This window comes from Paenibacillus sabuli (assembly GCF_014705605.1).
Lineage (GTDB): Bacteria > Bacillota > Bacilli > Paenibacillales > Paenibacillaceae > Paenibacillus_D > Paenibacillus_D sabuli.
Window position 1 is genome coordinate 14344 of record NZ_JACXIZ010000027.1, and the last position, 25844, is coordinate 40187.

20 protein-coding genes are annotated in these 25844 nt (G+C 61.5%); 2 read left to right on the forward strand and 18 right to left on the reverse strand.

The features are described 5' to 3' along the window. Nucleotides 1-130 precede the first annotated feature (130 nt). Nucleotides 131-3424 carry a DEAD/DEAH box helicase gene (locus IDH44_RS16015; protein ID WP_190919340.1) on the forward strand — a complete coding sequence of 1098 codons (3294 nt, stop codon included), beginning with the start codon at nt 131-133 and terminating at the stop codon, nt 3422-3424. A 141-nt stretch (nt 3425-3565) separates the two neighbouring features. Here IDH44_RS16015 and secD read toward each other — a convergent pair whose 3' ends face one another. From secD to IDH44_RS16045, 6 genes are all read right to left on the reverse strand, one after another. After that, nucleotides 3566-5788 (reverse strand): protein translocase subunit SecD, encoded by a 2223-nt coding sequence (secD, locus tag IDH44_RS16020; RefSeq protein WP_190919342.1) that lies wholly within the window; start codon nt 5786-5788, stop codon nt 3566-3568. 18 nt (nt 5789-5806) lie between these two features. Then, complete coding sequence (locus tag IDH44_RS16025) at nt 5807-6208, reverse strand: hypothetical protein (RefSeq protein WP_190919344.1); 402 nt, start codon at nt 6206-6208, stop codon at nt 5807-5809. Nucleotides 6209-6398: 190 nt separating this feature from the next. After that, the gene (locus tag IDH44_RS16030; protein WP_190919346.1) at nt 6399-7505 is read right to left on the reverse strand and encodes a Ger(x)C family spore germination protein; all 1107 of its coding nucleotides are present in this window, start codon (nt 7503-7505) and stop codon (nt 6399-6401) included. After that, the gene (locus tag IDH44_RS16035; RefSeq protein ID WP_190919348.1) at nt 7502-8581 is read right to left on the reverse strand and encodes a GerAB/ArcD/ProY family transporter; all 1080 of its coding nucleotides are present in this window, start codon (nt 8579-8581) and stop codon (nt 7502-7504) included. Before IDH44_RS16035 ends, IDH44_RS16030 begins: the two co-directional genes overlap by 4 nt. After that, complete coding sequence (locus IDH44_RS16040; protein WP_190919350.1) at nt 8578-10047, reverse strand: spore germination protein; 1470 nt, start codon at nt 10045-10047, stop codon at nt 8578-8580. The genes IDH44_RS16035 and IDH44_RS16040 overlap by 4 nt, the downstream gene beginning before the upstream one ends. A gap of 168 nt (nt 10048-10215) precedes the next feature. Continuing rightward, nucleotides 10216-11604 carry a hemolysin family protein gene (locus tag IDH44_RS16045; RefSeq protein ID WP_223869739.1) on the reverse strand — a complete coding sequence of 463 codons (1389 nt, stop codon included), beginning with the start codon at nt 11602-11604 and terminating at the stop codon, nt 10216-10218. A gap of 399 nt (nt 11605-12003) precedes the next feature. On the opposite strand from IDH44_RS16045, the gene IDH44_RS16050 reads away from it, so the two are divergent. Next, nucleotides 12004-12978 carry a cation diffusion facilitator family transporter gene (locus IDH44_RS16050; RefSeq protein ID WP_223869740.1) on the forward strand — a complete coding sequence of 325 codons (975 nt, stop codon included), beginning with the start codon at nt 12004-12006 and terminating at the stop codon, nt 12976-12978. Between the two features lie 91 nt (nt 12979-13069). On the opposite strand, the gene IDH44_RS16055 is transcribed toward IDH44_RS16050, so the two are convergent. From IDH44_RS16055 to IDH44_RS16110, 12 genes are all read right to left on the reverse strand, one after another. Then, nucleotides 13070-14104, reverse strand: coding sequence for a FecCD family ABC transporter permease (locus tag IDH44_RS16055; RefSeq protein ID WP_190919354.1), 1035 nt, complete (start codon nt 14102-14104; stop codon nt 13070-13072). After that, on the reverse strand, nt 14104-15159 hold the full coding sequence (locus tag IDH44_RS16060; RefSeq protein ID WP_190919356.1) for a FecCD family ABC transporter permease: 1056 nt from the start codon (nt 15157-15159) through the stop codon (nt 14104-14106). The genes IDH44_RS16055 and IDH44_RS16060 overlap by 1 nt, the downstream gene beginning before the upstream one ends. Before the next feature lie 150 nt (nt 15160-15309). Beyond that, nucleotides 15310-15912 (reverse strand): MSMEG_1061 family FMN-dependent PPOX-type flavoprotein, encoded by a 603-nt coding sequence (locus IDH44_RS16065; protein WP_317890197.1) that lies wholly within the window; start codon nt 15910-15912, stop codon nt 15310-15312. 135 nt (nt 15913-16047) lie between these two features. Then, the gene (locus tag IDH44_RS16070; protein ID WP_190919359.1) at nt 16048-16650 is read right to left on the reverse strand and encodes a nitroreductase family protein; all 603 of its coding nucleotides are present in this window, start codon (nt 16648-16650) and stop codon (nt 16048-16050) included. 467 nt (nt 16651-17117) lie between these two features. Beyond that, nucleotides 17118-18842 carry an ABC transporter ATP-binding protein gene (locus IDH44_RS16075; protein WP_190919360.1) on the reverse strand — a complete coding sequence of 575 codons (1725 nt, stop codon included), beginning with the start codon at nt 18840-18842 and terminating at the stop codon, nt 17118-17120. Nucleotides 18843-18873: 31 nt separating this feature from the next. Further along, nucleotides 18874-19809, reverse strand: coding sequence for an AEC family transporter (locus tag IDH44_RS16080; RefSeq protein WP_190919361.1), 936 nt, complete (start codon nt 19807-19809; stop codon nt 18874-18876). A 313-nt stretch (nt 19810-20122) separates the two neighbouring features. Next, on the reverse strand, nt 20123-20953 hold the full coding sequence (locus tag IDH44_RS16085) for an undecaprenyl-diphosphate phosphatase (protein ID WP_190919363.1): 831 nt from the start codon (nt 20951-20953) through the stop codon (nt 20123-20125). An 83-nt stretch (nt 20954-21036) separates the two neighbouring features. After that, nucleotides 21037-21219: a hypothetical protein gene (locus IDH44_RS16090; protein ID WP_190919364.1), complete on the reverse strand. Its 183-nt coding sequence runs from the start codon at nt 21217-21219 to the stop codon at nt 21037-21039. 74 nt (nt 21220-21293) lie between these two features. Continuing rightward, nucleotides 21294-23297 (reverse strand): ABC transporter permease, encoded by a 2004-nt coding sequence (locus IDH44_RS16095; RefSeq protein ID WP_190919366.1) that lies wholly within the window; start codon nt 23295-23297, stop codon nt 21294-21296. Continuing rightward, on the reverse strand, nt 23272-24048 hold the full coding sequence (locus tag IDH44_RS16100) for an ABC transporter ATP-binding protein (protein WP_190919368.1): 777 nt from the start codon (nt 24046-24048) through the stop codon (nt 23272-23274). Before IDH44_RS16100 ends, IDH44_RS16095 begins: the two co-directional genes overlap by 26 nt. Before the next feature lie 91 nt (nt 24049-24139). Then, nucleotides 24140-25120 (reverse strand): sensor histidine kinase, encoded by a 981-nt coding sequence (locus IDH44_RS16105; protein WP_190919369.1) that lies wholly within the window; start codon nt 25118-25120, stop codon nt 24140-24142. After that, nucleotides 25117-25818: a response regulator transcription factor gene (locus IDH44_RS16110; RefSeq protein ID WP_190919371.1), complete on the reverse strand. Its 702-nt coding sequence runs from the start codon at nt 25816-25818 to the stop codon at nt 25117-25119. The genes IDH44_RS16105 and IDH44_RS16110 overlap by 4 nt, the downstream gene beginning before the upstream one ends. Between the last annotated feature and the right edge of the window lie 26 nt (nt 25819-25844).

Consider the following 25844-nt stretch of genomic DNA (forward strand, 5'->3'; position numbering starts at 1 on the left):
GCAGCGCAGCGGGCTGGTGCATAGCGGGCTGGTGCATAGCGGGCCGGCCGGCCGCCCGGCTTTCGAGCGAGTCCATGAGGTATACTGCGAGGACTTATTTCGATTCATTCTGACTGCCAAGGAGTGCGGTATGACCTTTTTACTGAACGATTCCCTCATTCGCTCGCTCTGCGATCAGACCGCCTGGCGCAAGGGCGAGGCGGCCTGCCGGGCGGGCAAGGTCGAGCTGCAGCCGCCGCGCGCCGCCGAGGGCGAGAGCATCTACGCGGCCGCGATCCGGGAGCGCGGCGCTGTCCATCGCGTGCAGATCAGGCTGCAGCCCGGTTCGCGCGTGACGACAACCTGCAGCTGCTCGACGGAATTTGCCTTCGCGCAGGCCTGCAAGCATGTCGCCGCCGCGCTGCGGCAAATCATGCTCGTGCAGCGGCACGAGACGCAGGCGGCGGATTCGACGGTCCCGGCAGACGCGGACGCGCGTACCGGAACGCAGCAGGCGCAGCCGCTGATCGGCGGCGAGCCCGAGACGCTGGCCGCGCGTATGCTGGAGCTCTTCCGCGCCAAGGGCCGCAGCGGCGGCGGCCGCTCGCAGATGGAGCTGCGCGCTCCGCTTCAGGCAGAATTCGCCCTGCGCGTCGATCCGCTCGGACCCGGACGCAGACTGATCGGCGTGGAGCTGCGCATCGGACCGGACAAGCGCTACGCCGTCCCCGAGCTGCGCGCCTTCCTGACCGCCTATGCGCGCGGCGAGCCGTATGCCTGCTCGCGGCACTTCACCTACCTGCCCGCGCAGCACTGCTTCGGACCGGACGAGGATCGCCTGATCCAGCAGTTGTGCGGCGTCTCCCGCAATGAGCGACTGCAGCGCGAGGCCGCCGGAGCGCTGTACAGCGGCGAGGTGGCGCAGCCGTCCCTGCTTCGCTTGCCGCCCTATGCCTGGGAGACGGCAGCGCCGCTGCTGGCCGCGCTGCCGCATGTCAGGCTATACAGTGCGGACCGTGAATTTGACACGCTCGCCATCGACAATGGCCCGCTCCCCGTCCGCTTCGCATTCGCGGCGGGCGACGAGCGCGAGAGCTGCGTACTGCACATGCACGGCCTGCGTGCGCTGCTGCTGCTGGAGGCCTACGACATGGCGCTGGCGGACAATCGCTTCATCCGCCTCGCGCCGGGGACCCTCCGGCAGCTGGAGGAGCTGCAGACGCTGCTGCGCCAGGCCGAGCACGAGGCGCTCCCGATTCCGTATGCGCAGGTAGGCGCCTATGTCGAGCACGTCGTGCCCGCCTTGATGCGGCTCGGGGATGTGCAGATTGCACGCGCGATCGCGCAGCGCATCGAGACGCTGCCGCTGGAGGCGCGCATCTACCTCGACCGAGTGCGCGAGCGCTTGCTCGCCGCCGTCGAATTTCAGTATGGCGACCTCGTCATGAATCCGCTCGAGGCCGAGCAGACGCGCGACGGTGAGCGCCGCCGCATGTTCATGCGCGATGGCGAGCGCGAGGCGCGCATCCTCGAGCTGATGGAGGGCGCGGGCTTCACCCGCACCGAGAGCGGCTACGTCATGCAGGACGAGCCGCGCGAATTCCACTTCTTGTACCATGTCGTGCCGCATCTGGAGGAGCTGGCCAAGCTGTACGCGACGTCCGCGGTCAAGGTGCGCGTCATCGCCAAGCATCCGCCTCCCCGGATTGCCGTGACGCGGGACGAACGCACCAACTGGCTGGAGCTGCGCTTCGAGCTGGAGGGCATCTCCGACGACGACGTGAAGCGTGTGCTCGACTCGCTCGCGGAGAAGCGCAGCTACCACCGGCTCTCGAGCGGCGCGCTGCTGCCGCTCGAGAGCGAGGCCTTCGCTGAGCTGGTCCGCTTCCTCAACGACGTCGGCCTGCCTGCGCCCGAGGAGCCCGCGCCGCGCTTGCGCTTGCCGCTGGCGCAGGGCCTCTCCGCCGTGGAGGATCACGAGCGGCTCATGCGGCTCGCGCCGTCCATGCAGGAGCTGCTGCAGCGACTGGACGAGCCGCAGGCGATTGAGCATCCGCTCCCGCCGGGGCTGAGCGGCCAATTGCGGCCCTATCAGATCCGCGGGTACCAATGGATGAAGACGCTGGCGCAATATGGATTCGGCGGCATCCTGGCCGATGAGATGGGGCTGGGCAAGACGGTGCAGAGCATCGCCTTCCTCGCCTCTCTGCTGGAGGACATCCGCGCGCGGCGCGCTCCGGCGCTGATCGTCTGTCCGGCCTCGCTGCTCTACAATTGGCGCAGCGAGCTGCAGCGCTTCGCGCCGGAGGCGCGCACGGCCATCGTCGACGGTCCTGCGGCGCCGCGCCGCGCCCTCCTGCGCGGGGCGGCCGAGTACGAGATCCTGATCACCTCGTATCCGCTGCTGCGCCAGGATATCCGGCAGCATGCCGAGCAGCCTTATCATGCCCTGATCCTCGACGAGGCACAGATGATCAAGAACGATTCGACCCAGACCGCGCGCGCCGTCAAGCGGCTCCGCGCCGAGCACCGCTTCGCGCTGACCGGCACGCCGCTGGAGAACCGGCTGGACGAGCTGCGCTCGATCTTCGAGGCTGTCTTCCCGGGTCTCTTCCCCGAGCGGCGGATCTTCGCCGAGCTCTCCGCGGACAAGGTCAGGCGGCGCGCGCGCCCGTTCCTGCTGCGCCGCCTCAAGCGCGACGTGCTGCAGGAACTGCCGGACAAGCGCGAGACGACCTTGTCCGCCGAGCTGCTGCCGGCGCAAAAGAAGCTGTATGCCGCGTATCTGGCGCGCCTGCGCTACGAGACGCTCAAGCATCTGGAGGAGGACGACTTCGGGCGCAGCCGCATTCGCTTCCTGGCCGGTCTGACGCGGCTCAGGCAATTGTGCTGTCATCCGGCGCTGTTCGTCGAAGGCTACAGCGGCAGCTCCGCCAAGTTCGAGCAGCTGCTCGCGCTCATCGACGATTGCCGGGCCGGCGGGCGGCGCCTGCTCGTCTTCTCGCAGTTTACGAGCATGCTGGAGCTGATCGCTCGCGAGCTCGGGCGGCGCGGCGTCCCGTTTTTTGCGCTCGACGGGGAGACGCCGGCGGCGCGGCGCCTCGCGCTGTGCAGCCGCTTCAACAACGGCGAGCGCGACGTCTTCCTCATCTCCCTGAAAGCCGGCGGCACAGGGCTCAACCTGACCGGCGCCGACACGGTCGTGCTCTACGATCTGTGGTGGAACCCGGCGGTCGAGCAGCAGGCGGAGGACCGCGCCCATCGCATCGGGCAGACCCGCGCCGTGCAGGTGATCCGGCTCGTGGCACGCGGCACGATCGAGGAAAAAATGCTGGCGATGCAGCAAAGCAAAAGGAAGCTGCTCGGCAGTCTGCTCGAGTCCGAGGCGGAAGCGGCCGGCGCCTGGAGCAAGCAAGACATTCGCGCCCTGTTCCGCAATGACTGAGCTTCCCTTCCTGCAGCTTCACGTTCAGTTGCGCCAAGACGCAACCCTGTCCTTGCTAGTCTATCAAAAACGCCCCGATGCCAAAAGGCACCGGGGCGTTGTCGTAAAAAGACAGGCAAGTCTGTCGCATGGCGCGAAACGTTAAGGCTGCTCGACCGGCGTCGTATCGGTTTTTTTGCTCACCTTGCCGATCGCGTTTTTCTTGAACAGCACATACAGCTGCGCCGCGATGTAGATCGACGAGTAGATGCCGAATACCATGCCCAGCGTCATCGCCAGCGAGAACAGCTTGATGGTCTCCCCGCCCATAATAAACAGAATGAGCGAAGCCGCCAGCACAGTGATGCCGGTGTTGATCGAACGCGCGAGCGTCTGGGAAATGCTCATGTTGACCACCTGCTTGAGATCCTCGTAGGTTTTCAACTTGGCAAACCGCAAATTCTCGCGAATCCGGTCGAAGATGACAATCGTATCGTTGATTGAATACCCGATGATGGTCAGCACTGCGGCCACGAACGGCAGATTGACCTCCAGCCGGAAGACGGCGAACACGGTGATGACCATAAAGGCATCGTGAAACAGGGCAATAACCGCAGCCAGCGCAAACCGCCACTCGAAACGCAGACTGACCAAAATGATGATCCCGACACTGGCGAGCGCGACAGCAATAATCGCCTTGATGCCAAGCTCCTGGGCAATGCCAGGATCGACGGTGTTCTCCTCGGAGGAGACATCGTCGCCGTACTGGGCGCGGAAGGCATCCATGATGGCCGACACTTCTCCGGAGTCCGAGCTCAGCACTTGATCGAAGCGCGCCGATACCCGGCTGTCGTCGGCGCCGCCGACGGTGATGACCGCCGGTTCGAATCCCGCCTCGCTGAAGATCTGTTCCGCCTCGTCGTGGGTGATCGATTGCCCCAAAGAAATATCCAGGCTCGTCCCGGCCTTGAAATCAACGCCGTAATTCAAATTGGCGATCAGCAGCACGACGATGCCGACGGCAGTCAAGACCGACGAGAGACCAAAAAACAATCGGCTGTGCTTGATGAAATCATAAATTTTATAGTAAGCGTTCGCCCCGTTCTTGTGCTTGGAGAGCGACTGAATATCCGCTTCCTTGACGCCGTAGAATCCCGGCCGGGTGAACATGCCGCTGCGCACGAGCAATTGCAGCAGCAGCCGCGAGAAAAAGACGTTGGTGATCATGCTCAGCACATTGCTCAAAATCAGTGTCAGCGCAAAGCCTTGAATCGCGCCGGTGCCGACGTAATACAACACGGCGGCGGCGACAATGGTCGTCACGTTGGCGTCGAGAATCGTGCGGAACGAGTTTTTGGAGCCGGACTTGAGCGACGAGAGCAGACTCTTGCCGCTGCGCAGCTCGTCTCGTATCCGCTCGGCCGTGATGATATTGGCGTCGACGGCCATTCCGATCCCGAGCACGAAAGCGGCGATGCCGGGCAAGGTCAAGGTCGCATTCATCCAATAGAACAGCAGCAGGATGCCCCAGCTGTATACGATGAGCGTAACACTCGCAATTAACCCCGGCATCCGGTACATCACGAGCATGAACAGCAGAATGAGCACCGAGGCAACCCCGCCTGCCGTAACAGTCTGCTGCAGCGATTGCTGGCCGAGCGTCGCGCCCACCGATTGCGTGTATTTCTCCGTCAGCTTGAGCGGCAGCGCGCCCAGGTTGATGACGTCGGCGATCTGGCGCGCTTCCTCGCGGCTGTAATTGCCTTCGATGATCGCTTGATCGCTGTTAATCTCGGCCCGCACCGACGGCGCCGACAGCTGCTCGTCGTCGAGGTAGATGGCCAGCGCATTCGTCGGCTGCGGCAGCTTCGCAATCTCGCGCGTCACCTCGGCGAATTTGGCGGCATCTTTGAGCGAGATCGTGATCGTCCACTGGCCGATCTGATCCTGGTAAATATCCGCGCCGCCTTCTTTGAAATCGGTTCCGGTCAGCTCGACCTTGCAAAAGCCCGCGTCGGCCTCGCAGCCCCGCATGCTGCGGAACGTCAGCTCGGCCGGCTTTTTCATGATTTCGCGCACCGTCTCCTCGTCCGAGACGCCGGCGATCCGGGCGCGAATGCGGTCAGAGCCCTCCGGCGTAACCTCAGGCTCGGCCACGCCGTACGCATCAGCGCGTTTTTGCAAGCTTTTGGCGGTTTCTCGCAGCGCTTCTCGCGTGACGGTGCCCTCTCCGTCTACGGTCTGGGCCTCATACAGGATCTCGAAGCCGCCCTTGAGGTCGAGCCCGAGCTTGAGCCCGTTCAGCACGGTCGGCATGGTCGTCAATACAACGGCAAAAGCCAGCACAATGGAAAAAACAAAACCTAAAAATCTTCCTTTATTCATGGGTCGTTGATTTCCCTTCTACGAAGAATAATAGACGATGCGATGCAGACGGGGACAAGCGACCCTGTACCGTACGTAATTGCTCGCAAATTTGAGCGGACGCAGCAGAAGCTGGCGCATCCGCAGCGCAATCGCAGGCTGCGATCGCAGCGGCGAAGCCAGCAAAAGGCGTTCGCGCCGCACGCCGAGCAGCGCGGCCACCAGTGTCATGCCGCCGGCAAAAACGAACTTCGATCCGCCGAACGGACGGCTGGCCTTGAGCAGCGCGTTGCCGGGGTCGGAAGCGAAGGCCGGGGTAGCCGAGCCGTCGCCGCCCGCCTGCGGCTGCGCAAAAGGGAGCAGCGCCGAGCAAGCCAGCAGCGCCAGCACAAAAAACAAGCCTTTCTTTTGGCGCACGGGGCGCAGGTTGCGGCTGTGCAAGACACGCTCCCTCCTCTCAAAGTCGACATGAAAAAATCTCCACCCGTATTAAGGACAAGGGAATCGCGCCCGTCCCTAATCATTGGAGATCGGTTCAGCCTTTAGAATACACCATTTCCAGACATCGGACAACCCGCCTAACGCTCGCAGTGCGCACAGCGGCAGCTCGTGTCCCCTAACGAAGGACCGTTCATCGGTCCGTGCGTCCCTGACCGGACAGCACCTTCGCCTTGACCTCGACCGACAGATCGAGCCGTCTGAGCCGCTGACTCCAATCCGAGACATCCCAGCCGCGTCGGCGAAAGCCTTCGCCGACGCCAACGATATCGACGCCCAGCCGCTGCCCCTCGCGAAGCATCTCCTCCAGCTTGGCCGCCAGGCGCTCGGCCAACTGCCGCTCCAGATCGGCGTGCGCGGAATGCGCCGCGGATTCGGGCCGCTCCAGCTGCCAGAGCTTGAGCCGAAAGTGGAGACGGACTTCATCCGGACGATATTCGATCCGCCGCCTGGATTCATGCACCTCGAAAGCCAGCTTTCGCTGATCGTCGGCGAATACAATCAGCGAGTTTCCGTCTTCGCCGCGCAGCAGGTTGTATAGCTTGCTATCGTCCTTGGGCACTGCCATCCGCAGCTGGTCGCGCTGCAGCAAGCGCTCGCCGACCAGCTCGAGATGGCCGCGCGGGTCGATGCCGATCTCATTGAGCACGCCGCTCTCCAGCGGATTGTCCGCGAGCCGCGCCATCTGCCACAGCATAGAGGCGCTGTAGGTCCGATCCACCGAATACGTATTCATTACAAACTGCTGCAGCTTGGCCGCGGTCTGATCCAAAAAAAGCGCAGGCTCGGTGCGCGTCGTAAAGAGATGCACGCTCTGATCCACCTCGCTGGAGCGATTGAAATAGTCGAGGTACGGCTTGATGCCGGCGCTGGCGGCCCGTTGGCCAAAAACGACATACTGCAGCTTGCTCAGAGTAAAGCGATTGTGAAAACGGGACTGGATATCGCGCAAGCAATAGGCGATGCTCGGACCGCGGCTCGTCACCAGCACCAACTGCTCCTGCTGCTCGCTGACGGAGGCGCTGTCGCGACCGCCGCCATCCGATCTGACGATCGGAATGTCGACCACCGTCACCGCCATCTGCCCGTCGGCCCCCTGCTCGATTCCGATTCCGACGACGAAGGACTCGGCGCTCAGATGCACCATATCGATGCAGCCGCCGATCGTCAGCACGAGCGCGGAGGCGAGCAAGCCCAGTGCCCAGCCCTTGCCGATGCGCAAAAGACCGGCGCCGCTCATCGGGCCGCCCCCCTGCTCCGCGCCGCAAACGGCCACATGGCAAGCGGCACCGCCAAAACTAACAGCAGCGGGGCCGGCAGCCACCACAGCGTGGCGATTCGCAGCGCACTGCGCGAGGGCTCGAGAATCAGGAGCGGGACGAATAGCGCTAGCAGCGCGATCAGTGTCCAGCGCCGATTCAGCCTTGTGAACAGCGCGCATACGCTCGTCATGGTCGCGTGCAAGGCGACCGCCATTGCGCATAACGAGGTAACCAGCAACAACAGCGGCAACAAGAACCCGACTCGTTCGAGCGGCAGCGCAGTCACATTGACCGTACGGAGCGATTCCAGAAACGGATAAGCGAACAGCGCTGACGTACGGCCGTCGAACACGGCGATCGGCAGCAGCACCAGGAGCAGCAGAACGATCAGGCTGAGGCTCATCGCCAACAGGCCGGCGCCGAACAACCCTTCACGCGGCGCAGTACGGGCGCGAAAAAAATAATAGCCCACGTACCCGTGAAGCAAAAACGCCGAGACTGCATAGTCCGCGGCGCCTACGCGCGAGATGCCTGCTCCTAGCGGCAGTAGGCGTCCAAAGTCCGCTCGCCATAGCTGCGCGGCGAGCAGCACGAATAATACCGTCATAACGGGGACAAGCAGGAGCTGGAACACCCGCGCCCAGGACGCAACACCGTTCGAAAGCATATAGCCAATAACGAGAAGAACGAACAGCCCCGGCAGCCAGAACGGCGTATTGCTGAATTGCATATAAGCCATCATGTACCAATGCTCCAAAAAGGTGATGCACCCCCACAAGTAGAGCGCTGCGGCAAGCAGAAGGACATAGCATCCGCCGAACAGCTTGCCCAGGCGCGCGACTGCCCATTCCGCCAATGTCAGCGAGCCGGTCGCGACGCTGGCACCATGAGCGACAAGCAGGCCCAGTACGCCTGCCGCTGCCGAAGCTGCAACGGGCACCCAGGCATCCCCCTCCAAATGGCCGAGCCACCCGGTTAGCGCAACGGGCAGCATGCCGAGCCCCGAGAGCAACAGAATCGAAAAGAACTGAAACCGCGTTATCGTTTCATTCATTGCGCGCCTCCTCCCCCTCCCGGTTGTCTGCCTCGATCCTGCGGTGCGTAAATACCGGTACGCAACGACGCATCTCTCGTGCTGCTCATGATCACCTCGCGTCCGAACAGATCGCTCAGCCGCAGCGGCGCAAGGGGGCTCATATAAGGCACGCCCAGCGATTGCAGGCTGCACAGATGCGAGAGCAAACCGACGCTCAAGAGCATGATGCCGTACAACCCCATAATTGACGCGGCCGCAATTAGCGGATACTTCCAGACCCGCACGGCATACGACAGTTGATAAGAAGCCAGATACGTGCCGATGACCGTAATCGCGGTAATGATCATCATCATGCGGCTCATCAGTCCGGTCTGGGTCGCCGCTTCGCCGATGACAAGGCTGCCGAAAACGTTAATGGCCGGTCCGATATTACCCGCTACATAAGAGGTTCCTTCAATAAAAATATCAAGAATAATCATAAACAATACCACCTCGACCACCGGCGCGTACGGCAGCCCTGACTGATCGGAGGCGATCGTAAGACCGAATTCGGTCGGCAGAATAAACGAATCCACCGTCACAATGGCCAAATAAAGCGGAGCCGCATACAGCGCCAGCAATTGCGCAACAATGCGAATCGCCTTGACAAATCCCGGCACCAAAATGCCCTGCAGCATATTTTCGGGGCCGTCGATCATCGTCATCATCACAGTAGGCAACATTACAGCGAAAGGCGAGCCTTCAAAAAACACGGCAATGCGGCCTTTCGCTAGTCCAGCCGCAGCTTTGGAGGGAATTTCGGTCATTTCGTACAACGGGAACGGCGTGACCCTGCGGTCGATCAGCATATCCATCAATTCGCGATGCGCATGCAGCGCATCGATGTCAATGGCTTCGATACGTTCCACGATTTTATCGACATAGTCCGGACGCGCAATATCCGCCTGATAGACGACGCCGACCTTGGAGCGCGAGCGCCTCCCGACCTCGTAGCAGCGAACATCGAGTTGAGGGTCTTTCACCCAGCGGCGAAGCAGGCCGATGTTGATTTCGAAGTCTTCGGTGAATGATTCCTTCGCGCCGATCACGTTCTTCTCGACCGACGGCTCCTGGATGCTGCGATGCTGAATATTGCGCAGCGGAATTGCCAGCGCATGTCCAGGGTCGCCTGCGCCGAGCAGCAGCACCGAGCCGTGCAGCAGCTCGTCCACCGCGGCTTCAAGTTGGTCCAGCCGCTTGCTCTGGGGGAACAGAGCGCGCCATTGTTCCGGCTCCCTCGCCCAAGCCTGGAGATGAGGCACAATTTCGCGATGATACCGCTTTTGATCAATCAATGTCGTAAAAAAAAGACATTGCACGCGTTCGTCATCAATCGGCAAAATCGTTAAATCGTCCGCCGGCAGCCGGGCTTTGAGCTGCGCGGCGATGGAAGTCGGGTGCTGCGCCAGCGGCAATCCAGTCTGATGTGATCCGGTGACGCTCATGGCAATTCCTCCCTCGCAACAGGCCGTTTTGAGGGGTAGTATCGTCGTCGGCTTGTCATTTTATGCAAGAATACCCGTGAGGTGAAATCAAAACGGCTGCCTGCCCCCTTTTGCCAAGGGGCAAGCAGCCGATCGGGATGTATGCGGTCATGTCTGTCGAGCGGGGAATCATTCCGATTCGGGCTTGCTTCCTTCACGATCCCGATCGCGTTCGCGATCGCAGTCGCGGTCGTCTTCTTCGTCGCGGCGTTCGCCGCTCGTCGCTGGCGGGTCGTGCTGAATGATTTCGATTTTGCGGATTCGGTTCTTGTCGCGCTCGCGGACGATGAAGGTCAGGCCCTCGAACGTCCACTGCTCGCCCTTGCGAAGCTCCGGCTGCTTGGCATACAGCCAGCCCCCGATCGAATCGATGTCCTCGTGCTCAAGCTCCACCCCCAGCCGGTCATTCAGCTGGTCGATCAGGTACACGCCCTGTACGAAGAAGCGCCCCTCGCCGATCTGCTCGATCTCTCGCGTCTCGTCCTTGTCGAATTCGTCGCGGATCTCGCCGACGATCTCCTCCAGAATATCCTCGATCGTGATCAGACCGGATGTGCCGCCATACTCGTCGAGCAGCACCGCAATATGTACCTGCTCCCGCTGCATCTTGCGCAGCAGCGACTTGACCGGCATCACCTCGGGTACTGTCATGACCGGCTGCAGCAGCGACTGCAGGTCAAAATCGGGGTTGTTGTCGTAGCGCAGAAAAAATTGCTTTGTATTGATTGTCCCGATGATGTTGTCCTTGTTCTCCATCGCAACCGGGAAGCGCGTATATTGCTCGCGGCGTATGATCTTCAAGTTTTCCGGCAGCGATTTGTTGGCGTACAGGCAGCTCATATCGGTGCGCGGCACCATGATCTCCCGGGCGAGCAATTCGTCGAAGGTGAAGATTTTGTTGACGTAGCCGAACTCGGTCTGATTGATTTTGCCGCTCTGATAGCTTTCGGAGAGGATGAGCCGGATCTCTTCCTCGGAATGCGCATCCTCGTGCTCGCTCGCCGGCCTGATGCCGAAGACGCGAACCAGCGCGTTCGCCGAGCCGTTCATGATCCAGATGAACGGATACAAGACGCGGTGGAACCAGATAATCAGGGGCGACAGCAGCTGCGATACGCCCTCCGCCTTTTGAATGGCAATGGTCTTGGGCGCGAGCTCCCCCAGCACGACATGGAGGAACGTCACCATTACGAAGGCGATGGCCAGCGCCAGCGCGTGGCTGAGGCTGTCGCTGAGCTGGAATTGCTCGAACAGCGGGAACAGGAGCTTTTCCACGGTCGGCTCGCCGAGGAAACCAAGGCCGACCGCCGTAATGGTGATGCCCAATTGGCATGCCGCCAAATAGCCGTCCAGGTTGGTGGTGACGCGCTGAATGGCCAGCGCATTTTTGCCGCCCTCCAGCACCAGCTGATCGACGCGCGAGGAGCGCACTCTGACGATCGCAAATTCCGTAGCCACAAAAAATGCGGATAGCAGGAGCAAAAAGACAAACAGGACCAAATTGAGCGTTAGACCCATAACGACCTTCCTTCTGTTCATTCGTCTTCAGAACTTAATTGTAGTGGCAATCGAATGCCAATTCAATCCATCGCCATGACCATTTTGGTCGAAATTGGACGAATTTGAACGAATTTCACGGCAGAACCGACTTGATTCGTTCTTTCTTGCGCTTTGACAAGCACGCGTATACCTTCTAATATAAGATCTGCCCCATGGAACGAGTATACCCTATTTGCGGCTAGCTCGATTCAGAACCGGGTCAAGCGCCGACCTCGCGTCCTTGCGAGCATCGGAGACTTGCGCGCGGCGCTGGACAACGAGTCAATCGGCCAGTTTTTGGACATGGTAATAGGATACGTCAACGGCAGGGCAGGTAGGAAGGCACAGCACGCAACAAAGAAGCGGAGGAAACAAGCATTGGCGAACTGGCTCTCCTTACTTAAAAAAGGCAACACCTCATCCGCGACCGCGGCGCTGGGCAATACCGGTCTGGCGGTCATCAAGGCGTTTGCCGCCTCAGTCAGCGGCAGCGGCACCATGTTCGCTTCCGCGATGCATTCGGTCGCCGACGCCGTCAACCAGGGCTTCGTCTTCGTCGGCAGCGTGTTGGCGGAAAGACGGCCGACGCGGCGATTTCCCGACGGCTTCGGTCGAGTCATCAACATTTTCTGCATGATCGCAGTCATCGTCGTCACCGTGATGGCCTACGAGACGGTACACAAGGGCATCAAGCTGCTCGAGCACCCCGAGGAATCCAGCCGATTCTGGCTGAATTTCGCAGTTCTGCTGGCCGCCGTGGCGATTGACGGCAGCATCCTGCTCAAGGCGACCAAGGAAATTTTGAAGGAAACGCGGACGAGCGCGCGCGGACTGATGAAATTCCCGGTCGCGTTTCGCAATGCGGGACGCGCCGCGCCGCCGACCCGGCTCGTCTTCTACGAGGACATCGTCGCCACGCTGGGGGCGCTGTTCGCACTCGTTGCAATTGTCTGCGCCCAATTCCTCGGGCTGCTGATCGTCGACGGCATCGCCACCATCCTGATCGGACTGCTCATGGTGTTCGTGGCGTTCAAGGTCGGCTACGACAACATGGTCGGGCTGATCGGCGTCGCTGCGCCGCGCGACGTCGAGGATCGCATCGTGCAAGCGATCACAAGCGATCCCGATGTCACGGATATCAACCAGCTCCGGATCATCCAGGAGGGCCGCAACTATCATGTCGACGCCTTCGTCGAGCTACGCGGCGGGCTCACGCTCACCGAAGCCAGCACGATTCGGCTGCGGCTGCGGGACAAGCTGTATACCGATCCCGATATCTCCGATGTGGCGATCGGCATCCTCGAGGACAATGGCATCGACACGTGGCAGATGCGCAACGATAAGGTGACATAATATTTATTATGGTAAGTGCCAGATGATCCATTCGGTTAAAAGCCCCCACCCCGCCATGCAGCGGATGAGGGCTTTTTGGCAACTGGCGGCGTCAAGCCCGCGAACGCGACAGCAAATACAGAAAATACGGCGCCCCGATGACCGCCACGACGATGCCCGCAGGCACCTCCGCCTTGCCGAGCAGCGAGCGGCCGATCGTATCGGCGACGATCAGCAGAAGTGCGCCGGCCAACGCCGACGCCGGCAGCAGCAGCTGATGCTGCGGACCGACGAGGCGCCGTGCCAGATGCGGGCCGATCAGTCCGATGAAGCCGATGCCGCCGCTGACCGCGACGCACGAGGCGGCAAGCGCGGCTGCCGCCCCGAGCAGCCCGAGCCGCTCCCGTTCGACCGGCGTGCCGAGTCCGGTAGCCGTCTGCTCGCCAAGGTTGAGCACATTGAGCACGCGAGCCTTGTACATCGCCAGCGGCAGCAGCACGACGATCCAGGGCAGCAGCGCCAATACGAACTTCCAGTTCGTCCCCCAGATGCTGCCGGCCATCCAGGTCTGGACGAACTGATATTTTTCAGGGCTAAGCCGCAGCGTCAATACGATCGTCGCCGCGCTGATGCCGGCCGCGACCGCGATGCCGGTCAGCACGAGGCGCGTCGGCGAGAGACCCTCGTGACGCTTGAATGCCAGCGCGTAGATCAAGGCCGACGTCAGCCCCGCCCCGACCAGCGCCAGCACCGGCAGCAGGAACGGCGGCGCGGCCGACGTCGTCGGATAGAAGGAGATGAAGAGCAGCACGACCAGGCCCGCCCCGGCATTGATGCCGAGAATGCCGGGGTCGGCCAGCGCATTGCGCGAGATGCCCTGCAGGATACAGCCGGAGACGGCCAGGCCGGCGCCGACGAGCACCGAGATGACGATGCGCGGCAGTCGAAAATCGAACAAAATCAGGTTTTCCTTGTCCGTTCCCCCGCCGAACAGCGTCCGCAGCACATCGAGCGGGGAGAGCCGGATGAATCCGGTATTCATGCTGACGACAAAAGCGGCGACGATCAAAATGCCCAGCACGATCATGACCGTGACGGCGGTCGAGCGGCGTCGCTGCGGCGGCATGTTGGTGCGCAAGCTTGCCATTACAGCTCCCTCCTTTCATTGCGAGCCAGGTAGAGAAAGAATGGCACGCCGATCAGCGCGATCAGCGCTGCGACCGGCGTCTCCTCGGGCGGATTGATCATGCGCGCAGCCAGATCGCCGAGAACGAGGAGCAGAGCGCCCAATACCGCCGAGCATGAAATGATCCACCGATAATCACGGCCGACCAGATAACGCGTCAGATGCGGAATCATCAACCCGACGAAGCCAATCATGCCCGCTACCGCGACGGCGGCACCGGCCAGCACGAGCACCGCCAGCGAGGCAAGCGCCTTGACGAGCCGATTGCGCTGGCCCAGGCTCGCGGCGACCTCCTCGCCGAGACTGAGCACCGTGATCGATCGGGACAGCAGCATGCTGCCGGCGAGCGCGGCTACGATCCACGGTCCGATTCGCATGATCTCCTTCCACTGCACACCCTGCACCCCGCCCGCATACCAGAAGGCCAGGTCCTGTCCGATCTGAAAATGAAGCGCAATGCCTTCGCTAAGCGCCGTCAGCAACGCCGTCACCGCCGCGCCCGCAATCGCCAGCCGCACCGGAGACAGCCCGCCCTGAGCGAGCGAGCCGACGCCGAATACGAGCCCGGCGCCCAATCCCGCGCCGACGAAGGAGAACAGAATCAAGGTTCCGAACGACAAGCCGGGAAAAAACGCAAAGCAGACCGCCAGCACGAATCCGGCGCCGGCATTGATGCCGAGCAGCCCCGAGTCGGCAAGCGGATTGCGAGTCATCCCCTGCATTAGCGTGCCCGCCACGGCAAGCGCCGCGCCGACCAGCGCGGCCGCCACGGCACGCGGCATCCGCAGCTCCTGAATGATCTGATGATTCGTCAGCTCGGGATTAAAGGCGAACATCGCCCCCCATACTTCTTTTAGGCCGATGCTGGCCGCGCCGAAGGAAATGGAAAGCGCGATGCCAAACGCCAGCAGCGCCGTGCCGCCGATCAAAATTGCGCTGGCCGCAAGCGGTCTGGATTGGAGCTGCGAACCGCCCGCTCCGGCGTCGGTGCCGGAATGTTGAACTGATGATGCCATGTGATCTGAAGCTCCTTTTTGTTTAAATAAATGTGTGCCTCGAAAACGATCTTATGTATCGAAAAGACTTTTATTGATAATGATTATCATCAGATGAAAAAAGAATGCAATCCATCAAATGAATCGCTACTCGCTAAGGCAGCATTCAAGCTATTCTTCGTGGACGTAGCCGCTGATCTGCAGATGGGCGCGAAACATATCCGCAATAGAAGGCAGCGCCTCCTTGTCCGGCCAGCTGCCGGCATTCCAGATTCCGGAGAACTTGAGCGCACGCGGACAATGGACAAAAACCTCCTCCACCCGCACAACGACGCCGATCCCGCTATGCTTGCCCGCGCTGCCCTGCAGCAGCTCTTCGCTCTTGGTCAATTCGGCCCGGCCGTTGATGCGTACGACCTCTTGCAGCCCGGGGATCAGGAGCAGCATGCCGACCTGCGGATTGTCGAGCATATTCATGAGCGAATCGACCCGGCGGTTGCCCGTACGCTCCGGATAAAAGAGCGTGCGCTCGTCCAGGACGCGGACAAAGCCGGGGCCGTCGCCGCGCGGAGAAACGTCGCACCGCCCCTGACTGTCCGAGGTGGCCAGCAAAAATAACGGGCATAACGTCAAATAATGCCGAACATGCGCGTCGATGCGATCAATCGTTTTTTTGACGACCGCTTCGTGCGGCATGCCGATCAGCTCGCGCAGCTCGTCCTTGCTCGTGATGCGCGCATCATTCGAGTACTTCCTATCCGTTGTCACAGTCACAGTTGAACCCTCCAAAGCGAAAAATTTCGCACCCAACAAATGAGAACAATTATCAACAAAATGTAGTATACCATACATTGCCCCGTTGCGCATAGAAAAACCGCGCTGCTGGGCAGCGCGGCGCAAAGGCTTTTATTATTCGTACACTTTGACCCGGGCGTCAATCGGTTGAAATTCTTTTTCGCCGGGCTCGGCTACCGGCTTGCCGAATACGAGCTGCGCTTGCAGCTTCCAGTTGGCCGGGACGTCCCATTCCTTCTGAACCGCTTCGTCGACCAGCGGATCGTAATGCTGGAGCGATGCGCCGTAGCCGGCGTCCTCGAGGGCCGTCCAGATGACATATTGCAGCATGCCCGAGGAATTGCCCGACCAGATCGGGAACTTGGCCGCGTATGTAGGCATCGCCTGCTGCAAGCCTTCGATCACTGCGCTGTCTTCAAAAAACAAGATCGTGCCGTAGCCGCCGCGGAAGCCCGCAATGCGTTGTTCCGTCGCTTGCAGTTGATCGCCGGAGACAATGCCGCGCAGGATGTCCAGCGTCAAATCCCAGAACTTGTTATGCTGCTCTTCCAATAGCACCACCGCGCGGGCGCTCTGCGAATTGAAGGCCGACGGCGTATGCTTGACGGCAAATTCCACGAGCTCGGAAATTTCTTTCTTCGAGGTTACCGCTTCGTTGGTAATGCCATAATACGTACGGCGGGCTTTGACGGCTTCCAAAAACGATTTCGACATCATGGGCCACTCCCTTGCTCTCATTATTGACTTACTTTTGTATTGTAACACACTAACAATAAAAAAGTAACCGTTGTTTTACACGTTTGCTCCGAGAAGAGAAAGCGGCACAGGCAAGATGCAAGCCGCACCTTCTATGTTTTCCCGATTGCTCGCGAAAAATACGCACGGCTTGGCGGCGTTGCCGCTGTCGGAGATCATCAGCAGTCGCCGTCCCCACCTGTCGTGCCCCTAGCTATCACGTGCCTTTCCGTTCGCACCAGTCTAACGGACCCGCCGCCAGCTCTGCGAGACGCAAGCATAGCATTTACATAGGTTGTTTCCTCGCGCGGCGAGCGCGCGCAGGCAGTACGTCCCTTTTGTCTGTCAGTGCGCCGCTCTCTGCGGCACAAAAAAAAGGACGACACCGCAGATGCGGCACGTCCATTGCTTTTTTCTTTACGATCCATTGCTTTTTTCTTCCAGTTGGTTTACTGCGCCCGGCTCTGCACCACATGCAGGCGGCTGTAAATGCCGCCCGCGGCGACCAGCTCCTCGTGACTGCCCTGCTCGGTGATGCCGCGCTCGCTGACGACGACGATCCGGTCGGCATTGCGAATCGTGCTCAGCCGATGCGCGATCACCAGCGTCGTGCGGCCGACGGCCAGCTCGGCCAGCGCCTGCTGGATCATCGCCTCGGTCTCGGTATCGAGCGCCGACGTCGCTTCATCCAGGATCAGGATCGGCGGGTTCTTCAGGAACATTCGCGCGATCGAGAGCCGCTGCTTCTGTCCGCCGGACAGCTTCACGCCGCGCTCCCCGATCACCGTATCCATGCCGTCCGGCAGACCGCGCACGAAATCGGCCATCGAGGCCCGCCGCGCCGCCTCCCAGATCTCGTCCTCGGGGGCGTCCAGCTTGCCGTAGGCGATGTTCTCGCGGATCGTGCCGGTGAACAGGAAGACATCCTGCTGCACGATGCCGATCTGACGCCGCAGCGATTGCAGTGTGAATTCGCGGATATCGGTGCCGTCGACCGTGATGCGGCCGCCCGTCGCCTCGTAGAAGCGCGGCAGCAGGCTGCAGATCGTCGTCTTGCCGGCCCCCGACGGGCCGACGAAGGCGACCGTCTCGCCGGCGCCGATCGTCAGATTGACGTTCTCCAGCACGTTGCGTCCGTTCTCGTAGCCGAAGGTCACGTCCTCGAAGCGAATGTCGCCGCGCGGCTTGCGCAGCTCGCTCGCCCCCGGCCGGTCCGCGATATCCGGCGCGGTATCGAGAATCTCGGTGTAGCGCTTGAAGCCGGCGATCCCCTTCGGATAGCTCTCGATGACCGCGTTGATCTTCTCGATCGGCCGGAAGAAAATATTCGAGAGCAGCACGAAGGCCATGAATTCACCGAGCTCGATGCGCCCGTCGATGAAGAACCAAGCCCCGCAGATCATCACGAACACCGTGATCAGCCGCATCATCATGTAGTTGATCGAGATGCTTTTGGCCATCGTCTTGTAGGCGAGCAGCTTGGTCGCGCGGAAGCGGGCGTTGTCGACGGCGAACAGCTTCTGCTCATGCGCCTCGTTGGCGAACGATTGTACGACGCGCATGCCGCCGACGTTGTCCTCGATGCGGGCGTTGAAGTTGCCGACGTCGCCGAACAAGCGGCGGTACGTCTTGGTCATGCGGCCGCCGAACACGATGATCAGCCAGGCCATGACCGGGATGATGATGAAGGTGAGCAGCGCCAGCTCCAGATTGATATAGGCCATCAGCGAGAACGAGCCGATCAGCGTCATGACGGCGATGAACACGTCCTCGGGTCCATGATGCGCGACCTCGCCGATGTCGTTGAGATCGTTGGTGACGCGGCCGACGAGATGGCCGGTCTTGTTGTTGTCGAAGAAGCGGAACGACAGCTTCTGCAAATGCTCGAACAGCTTGCGCCGCATGTCCGTCTCGATGTTGATGCCCAGCTTGTGCCCCCAATAGGTGACGATGTACATGAGCGCCGTATTGAGCGCGTAGACCGCGAGCAGGCCGAAGCTGACGAGTACGATGATCGGCCAATTGCCGGTCGGGAGCAGATCGTCGATAAAGCGGCTGACGATGAGCGGGAAGGCCAACTCGAGCAGACCGGCCACGACGGCGCAGCCGAAGTCGAGAAAGAACAACTTTTTGTACGGGCGATAATACGCAAAAAAGCGGCGCATCGTTTGCATGACGGATCATCCTTTACCTGTGTAGGAATGGCTACTGCGTGCCGGTCGCGACGAGTGTGATCAGCACGGGCAGCAGCAAAAACGACGCCAGCGTCGTCCACAAAATGCACTTGGCGACAAGACGCGGCGAGGCATCGAAGCGGGTCGAAAGCATAACCGCATTGACCGCCACCGGCATGCTCGCCAGAATGAACAGCACCGCCCGCAGCATGCCGTCCACATTGAGCGCCAGCAGCACGAGCCAGGCGATCGCCGGCGCCAGCGCGAGCCGGATGACCAGCCCGGCGCCAAGCGCACGCCGCATGCGCGGCTCCAGCCGTTCGGTACGCACATTCATCATCTGCACCCCGAGCACCGCCATCACGATCGGCGAATAGGCGGCGGCTACCATCGAGATGCCGGTGAGAAGCGGCTCCGGCAGCTGCACGTCGAGGAGCAGCACCAGGGCGGCGGCCATGCCGGCATAGATCGCAGGCAGCGCGAAGACCGAGCGTATGGCTTGGCGGACGGAAAAATGAGAGCGGGCGGCGAAATAGATCCCGATCGTGTTAACGATCACCATCTGCGAAATGACGTAGATGGAAGCCTTGTCCAGTCCGAGCTGGCCAAACGCGAGCAGTACGAGCGGCAGCCCGTAATTGACACTGTTGGTGAACGTGGAGATGAGCGTCAGACCGGCGGTGTCCGTCGTCGGCAGCCGCAGCAGCCTGCCGATTCCCCTTGCCACAGCCCAGAGCAGCACCAAGTTCAGCAGGCTGAAGGCAACGGTCTTGTAGACATCGTCCCAAGTCAGCTCCGCATTCAGCAGCGCGTCAAAAATGAGAGCGGGGCTCAGCATATAAAAGTAAAGCGTAATGAGCGGCTTCGTGTCAAGGTTCCGGTAGCGGGCAAGCAGCGCGCCGACGACGACCGGTATCGCCAGCGGCACGATGACCTCCAGCAACGTGGTCAGTATGTCCTGAATCATCGGGCATCCATCCTTTGTGTTCCACTTTACCCCTGTCGCCGCGATTTGTCCAAGAGCAATCGGCAATATCTTAATAGGCGTTGCTTATAGCCATAACCAAGCTTGTATATCAAGCTTATAAAGCGTGCCGCCTAATGCACCCTTTCCTTAGTGAAGGCTATCGCCAGCGCACGCCCTGTGCGACCTCAGAATGTACGCTTATCTCCTCCAGCGGCGCTCCACATAAAAAAGCACCGGCCCGCCGTCTACTGACGGTCTAGTCGGTGCGCTGGCGAAAGCCTTCACGGTCGCGCGAGTCTCGGGCCCGGCATCTTTAACCGAAATAGATCACCGCAATCACCGCCGCCAATACGATGCGATACACGGCAAACGGCACCAGCTTGACGCGGTCGATCAGCTTGAGAAAAAAGCGAATCGCTAGCAAGGCGAACACGAACGCGCTGATAAAGCCGGCGATAAAAAACGGCAGCGCGTCGAGCGTGAAATACTGCCAGTTCTTGAGCAGCGACAAGCCGCTCGCTCCTGCCATGATCGGCACGGCCATAATGAACGTGAAATCGGCCGCCGTCCGATGATTCATGCCGAGCAGCACGCCGCCGGAGATCGTCGAGCCCGACCGCGAGAAGCCGGGCCATAGCGACAGACATTGAATCAGCCCGACCAGCAGCGCGTGGCGATAGGTGATCTGATCGACCGAGGTGATGCGCGGCATCTTGGGCGCGAAGCGGTCGGCCGCGATCATGAGCAGCGCCCCGAGCACGAGCCCGATCAGCACTGTCGCAGTGGAGAACAGACGCTCGTCGATCGTATCCTCGAGCAACAGCCCGAGGATACCCGCCGGGATCAGACCGACGATGACCTGCGTCAGCTTGAGTCGGCCGCCGCCGCGCGCGGACGTCACCCTGCGGCTGATGCCGAGCAGGTCCGCGAAGCGATGCCGGAAGACGACCACGACGGCGAGGATCGAGCCGAGCTGAATGACAACCTTGAAGGTATTGGCCACATATTGCGTCAAGAAAGCCTTGGAATGAAGCCACATGTCGTCGACGATAATCATATGACCGGTCGAGGAGACCGGAGCGAATTCGGTCAGGCCTTCGACCAAGCCGAGTAGGATGGCTTTGATAATGGACGGGATATCCATGGATGCGCTCGACTCCTTTTTCCGGTGCGTAGCTCGCAGCCTGTACAGGCCCTGCTCTAATAGGTACGCGGCAGGCAGGCCGTCTATGCCTTGCGTCGACGACGAATATACAGCGCCGCTGCCGCGTCGACGACGAGCACGAGCGCGACATACACGACATTGGCGTACAGATCCATCACGTGCACGATATCCGCCCATGACGCCCCCACCGCGGCGCCGATCAGCACCAGCGTCGTATTCCAGATCAGCGTGCCGGCGGTCGACAATGCGCTCGACTACCTCGACGTCGACCAGCAGGCCGATTTGGATCGAATGCACGCCAAGCGATCCAATCGGCTGTCTACTGCATCGCGCCCTTGAGCAGCGGCTGGACCTGGCGGTTCAGCTTGCGCAGATAGCGATGCCGGATGAATGCAAAGTACAGCGTCTGCGCGCTGAAAAATCCGATCAGCACGACGCCTAACTCTTCCGCGAGCGAGACGTAGAAAAACCGCTGCAGCGCCATGAATGCAAACAAGCTGTGCAGCATGGCAAAGGCAATCGGCACAAAAAACAAAAGCAGCAGCTGCCGGGTGACGATGCGCCGCAATTCACGCTCGGTCAGCCCGATCTTGGCGATCGCGGCATAGTGGCGGCGGTCTTCGTCCAGATCGGCATAGAGCCGGAAGTACAGGAAGCTGCCTGCGGCAATGAAAAACACCGCCCCCGCCAGCAGCGCCGCGAGCAGCATCGTGCGATACAGCCCCCGCTGCAGCTCGTACAGCGTGCCGCTCACGGTCATGGCATACGGCCGATCCAACTCGTAGCGCACGACGCCGTCCGGGGCGAGCGTCTTCGCCAGCCCCGCCGTCTGACGAAAATCCTCCACATAAAAGCCGGTATAGCGCTCCGTCTCCGCCGCCGGCAGCGCATCGTACACCTCGTTGCGTACGACCAGCCCGGTGAATTCGCCCTGATTGTCGCGCTGCTCGATGTTGGCCGCGAGATAATCGGGCAGCGCCACATGGTCGGTATAGCCGCGCTCGCGCAGCGCGTCCGTGCCGACCGCCGCCGCCGCGGCCCCGAGCGGGTGGCTCCGCAGGGAGCGAACGCCGATCAAGGCCTGATCCCGCTGCGAGCCGAGCATGACCCATGCCTCTCCCTCCCCAGGCTCGGCCAGGTTCGTTCGCTCATCCGACGCCTCCACGATACGCACATAATCGCGATAGGCCATCACTCCGATCGACCTGCGCTCGTCCGCTCGTCCTTCCCCGCCGGGATCGCGCAGCAGGACGCGCTTCACGGACACCGTCAGCTCCTCGTATGCGAGATTCGCGCGGCTCAGCTCCCCGCGGATCTGCGTCAGCTGACGGCGCTCCTCGTCCGGCTGCCGGGCATCCTTGGCGACGTAACCGATCGCTGCCGGGTAATCCCGATCGAACTGGCGGACCAGCGTCGTGATCGACGCGAACATGCCGACCGAGCAGAAGGTCACCGCCGAGAGGATCGTCACGATAAAAAACATCCGGGCCTGCCCCTTCAGGCGATACGCGAGCGCGGAGAGCATCAGCAGATTCGTCCCTCGCCAATACAAGCTGCGGCTGCGCCGCAGCAGCCGGATCAGGTAGACGCCGAGCTGGGTGTAGAAGAGATACGTCCCGGCAATCGTCATCGCGGTCACCGGCAGCATGCGGACGTAGACGGTCTCGACAGTCGCCGTGGCTGCCAGCGTATAGCCCGTGCTGAGCAGCACGATCGCCAGCAGTGCCAGCAGGCGCGATGCCCGAATCTCGCGGCGCGGCGCGTGGCCGGGGCCCAGCCCTGCGAGCAGGCGCGCCCGTCGCACCAGCAGCGGCGTCAACAGCGCGAGCAGGCCGAAGAGCAGCAGGTACGCGCCCACCGCCAGCCCGAGCGCCGCGCCGGGAATCGCGAAGCGCAGCGGCGCGATGCCGAGCAGCTGCGCGCCGGCCATGAGGAATAGCTTGGCCGTAAGGATGCCGCAGCCGAGTCCGGCGCAGGTCGCCGCGCCGCCGATCAGCATCTGCTCGAGGAAGAGCATTCGGCTGAGCTGGCGGCTCGTCATGCCGTGCAGCATCAGGATGCCAAATTCGCGTCTGCGCAGCTGCAGGAAGGAACCGATCGAGTAGAGCACGAACAAAAACGAAAACAAAAATACGATCCCCTCGGCAACGAGCATCGCCGCGACCGACACGCCGGGCACGCTGCCCGAGCGCACATCCGGATGGTACACGAAAAGCGCGCAGACGAAAAAAATCAACACCGAAAACGCGCTGCTTGCGAAATACCCGGCGTAAATTCGCTTGTTGCGCAGCACGTTGTTAACCGCGAGTCGTCGGAAGGTCACGCCGTTCGCCTCCTAGCAGCGACTGCATGTCGAGAATGCGTTGGTAGAAGGTCTGGCGATGACTGCCCCGCACAATCTCGTTGCAAAGCCGCCCGTCCTTGATGAACAGCACGCGATGACAAAAGCTGGCGGCCAGCGCGTCGTGCGTCACCATCAATAGGTTGGCGCGATCCTCTCGGTTCACCGCTTCGAGCAGCCTCATCACCTCGCCGGACGTGCGCGAGTCGAGATTGCCGGTCGGCTCGTCGGCCAGGATGAGCGCCGGGCGGTGGACGATCGCACGGGCAATGGCCGTCCGCTGCATCTGGCCGCCGGAGATCGCGTCGATGCGCCGCTCGGCGATGTCGGCGATCCCGAGCCGCTCCAGCACCTCCCGCACGCGGGCGCCGATCCGGCCGGGGGATATCCCTTCCAGCGTCAGCGGCACCGCGATATTCTCCTCGACCGTCAGCGTATCGAGCAGGTGGAAATGCTGGAACACGAAGCCGAGCGTGCGGCGCCGCAGCAGCGCGGCTTCGTGCGAGCCCAGACTGTGCAGGGCGGTGCCTGCGATGCGGATCTCTCCCGAGGTCGGCTCGTCGATGGCCGCGATGAGGTTGAGCAGACTCGTCTTGCCGCTGCCCGAAGGGCCCATGACGCCGGTGAATTCTCCGTCCTCCGCGTCAAATGCGACATTGTCGAGCGCGCGGTGCGGCACCTTGCCCTCGTAAACCTTGCTCACATACCGGACCTCCAGTGCAGGCACGGCCATCCTCCTTCCAGCCTCGTCCATAGCTTAGCAGAGATGGGGTACTGGACGCCATCGCTCCGGCTTACACTTGCTTACACAAATGTAAGTTGACTCAAAAGCGAATGCGCACGACGGTGCCCGTCCCGACTTCGGACTCAATCTCTATGCGATGGCCCAGCTTGTCGCAGATCTGCTTGACCAGATACAGCCCCATGCCGGTCGCCTCCTGCACCGTCCGGCCGTTCTCTCCGGTAAAATACGGGTTGAACACGCGCGGCAGGTCGCTGTCGGGGATGCCGATCCCGCGATCGCGCACCTCCAGCATCGCTCCGCCGTCCTCCATTGCGCCGCGGACATACACGACCCGGCGAGCCGGCTCCTTTGTCTTGGGCGTATATTTAACCGCGTTGGTGAGCAGCTGCGTCAGCGCAAATATCAGCCATTTCTCATCGGTGGCTACGCGAATGCCCGCCGGGACGTCAATCGAGGGAAACACCCGATTGCGAATAAACAGCCGCTTTTGCTGCGAGGCGGCGGCGCGCGCCAGCTCCGCCAGCTCCAGCGTCTCCACGTGCATGTCCTGCTCGAAGGCGTCGAGCCTGGCGGTGTAGAGCACCATATCCAGCCCTTTCTGAAGCCGATCCGTCTCGTCGCCGATCGCTTGGAAGCGGGCGTCGTCCTCGCGCTGGACGATCAAATGCACGATCGCCAGCGGTGTTTTCATCTGATGCACCCACTGGTTGATGAACTGGATATGGGCGTCGATCGTCTGACGGACCTGCTGCAGCTCGGTTCGGCTCCGACGCAGCTGCAGCCGTAGCAGACGCTGCAAGTGCTCCGGCAGCGGCGAGGAAGACGGGTCGCCGAGCTCTGCCTCCCGCTCTCCCCCGCTCTCCAGCAGTTGGTAGAAGCGCCGGTGCGTCACATAGCGGTAGGTCAGGTAGCCGGCGAAGAGCGCGCCGCTCAGGAGCGCCGCATATAGCGCGTTCTCGACGTTGCGATAGCCGTCCAGCCAGTAGACGAGCGCCGTCAGCGCGAGCTGGGCGGCATAGACGGCCGCGAGCGGCGCTTGCTCGCGTACGAACAGCCTCATGGCTGCACCTGCCGGGACAAGCCGAGGCGATAGCCTTGCCCGCGGATCGTCTGCAGCGCTTCGTCCTTGCCGAGCAACGCCAGCTTTTTGCGCACTCTGGCGATGTACACATTGAGCGTATTGTCGTCGACGAAGGCCTGATCGTCCCATATGCGCTCCAGCAGCCGATCGCGGCTGACGAGCTGCTCGGGCCTGCCCATCAGCTCGTCGAGAATCTTGATCTCGGTCGGACTGAGCTCGACCCTCGCCTCGCCGCAGCTAAGCGCGAGCCGGTCCACCTCAAGCGTCAGGCCGCCGGCCTCGACCGTCCGTTCGCCGAGCGGAGTCGCGTACGGCCCGTAAGCGCGGCGCAGCTGGCTTTTGATCTTGGCCATTGCCAGTTCGTAATCGAACGGCTTGGTGATATAATCGTCGGCGCCGTTATCCAGCGCCATGACTTGATCCATCTTGCCGTCGCGGGCGGAGATGAACAGGATCGGACAGTTGGAACGGGAGCGAATCTGGCGGCACCAATAATAGCCGTCGAATTTGGGCAGATTGACGTCGAGCAGCACCAGATGCGGCGCGAACGCTTCGAACTCCTCCAGCACCCGTTCAAAATCGCGTACATGCCGCGTCATATAGCCGAACTTCGCCAAATGCGCCTCCAGCAGTCCGACCAGTCCGAGGTCGTCCTCGATGAGCAATACGTGAAACATTTCCCATCCCTCCCACGCGACAGCTT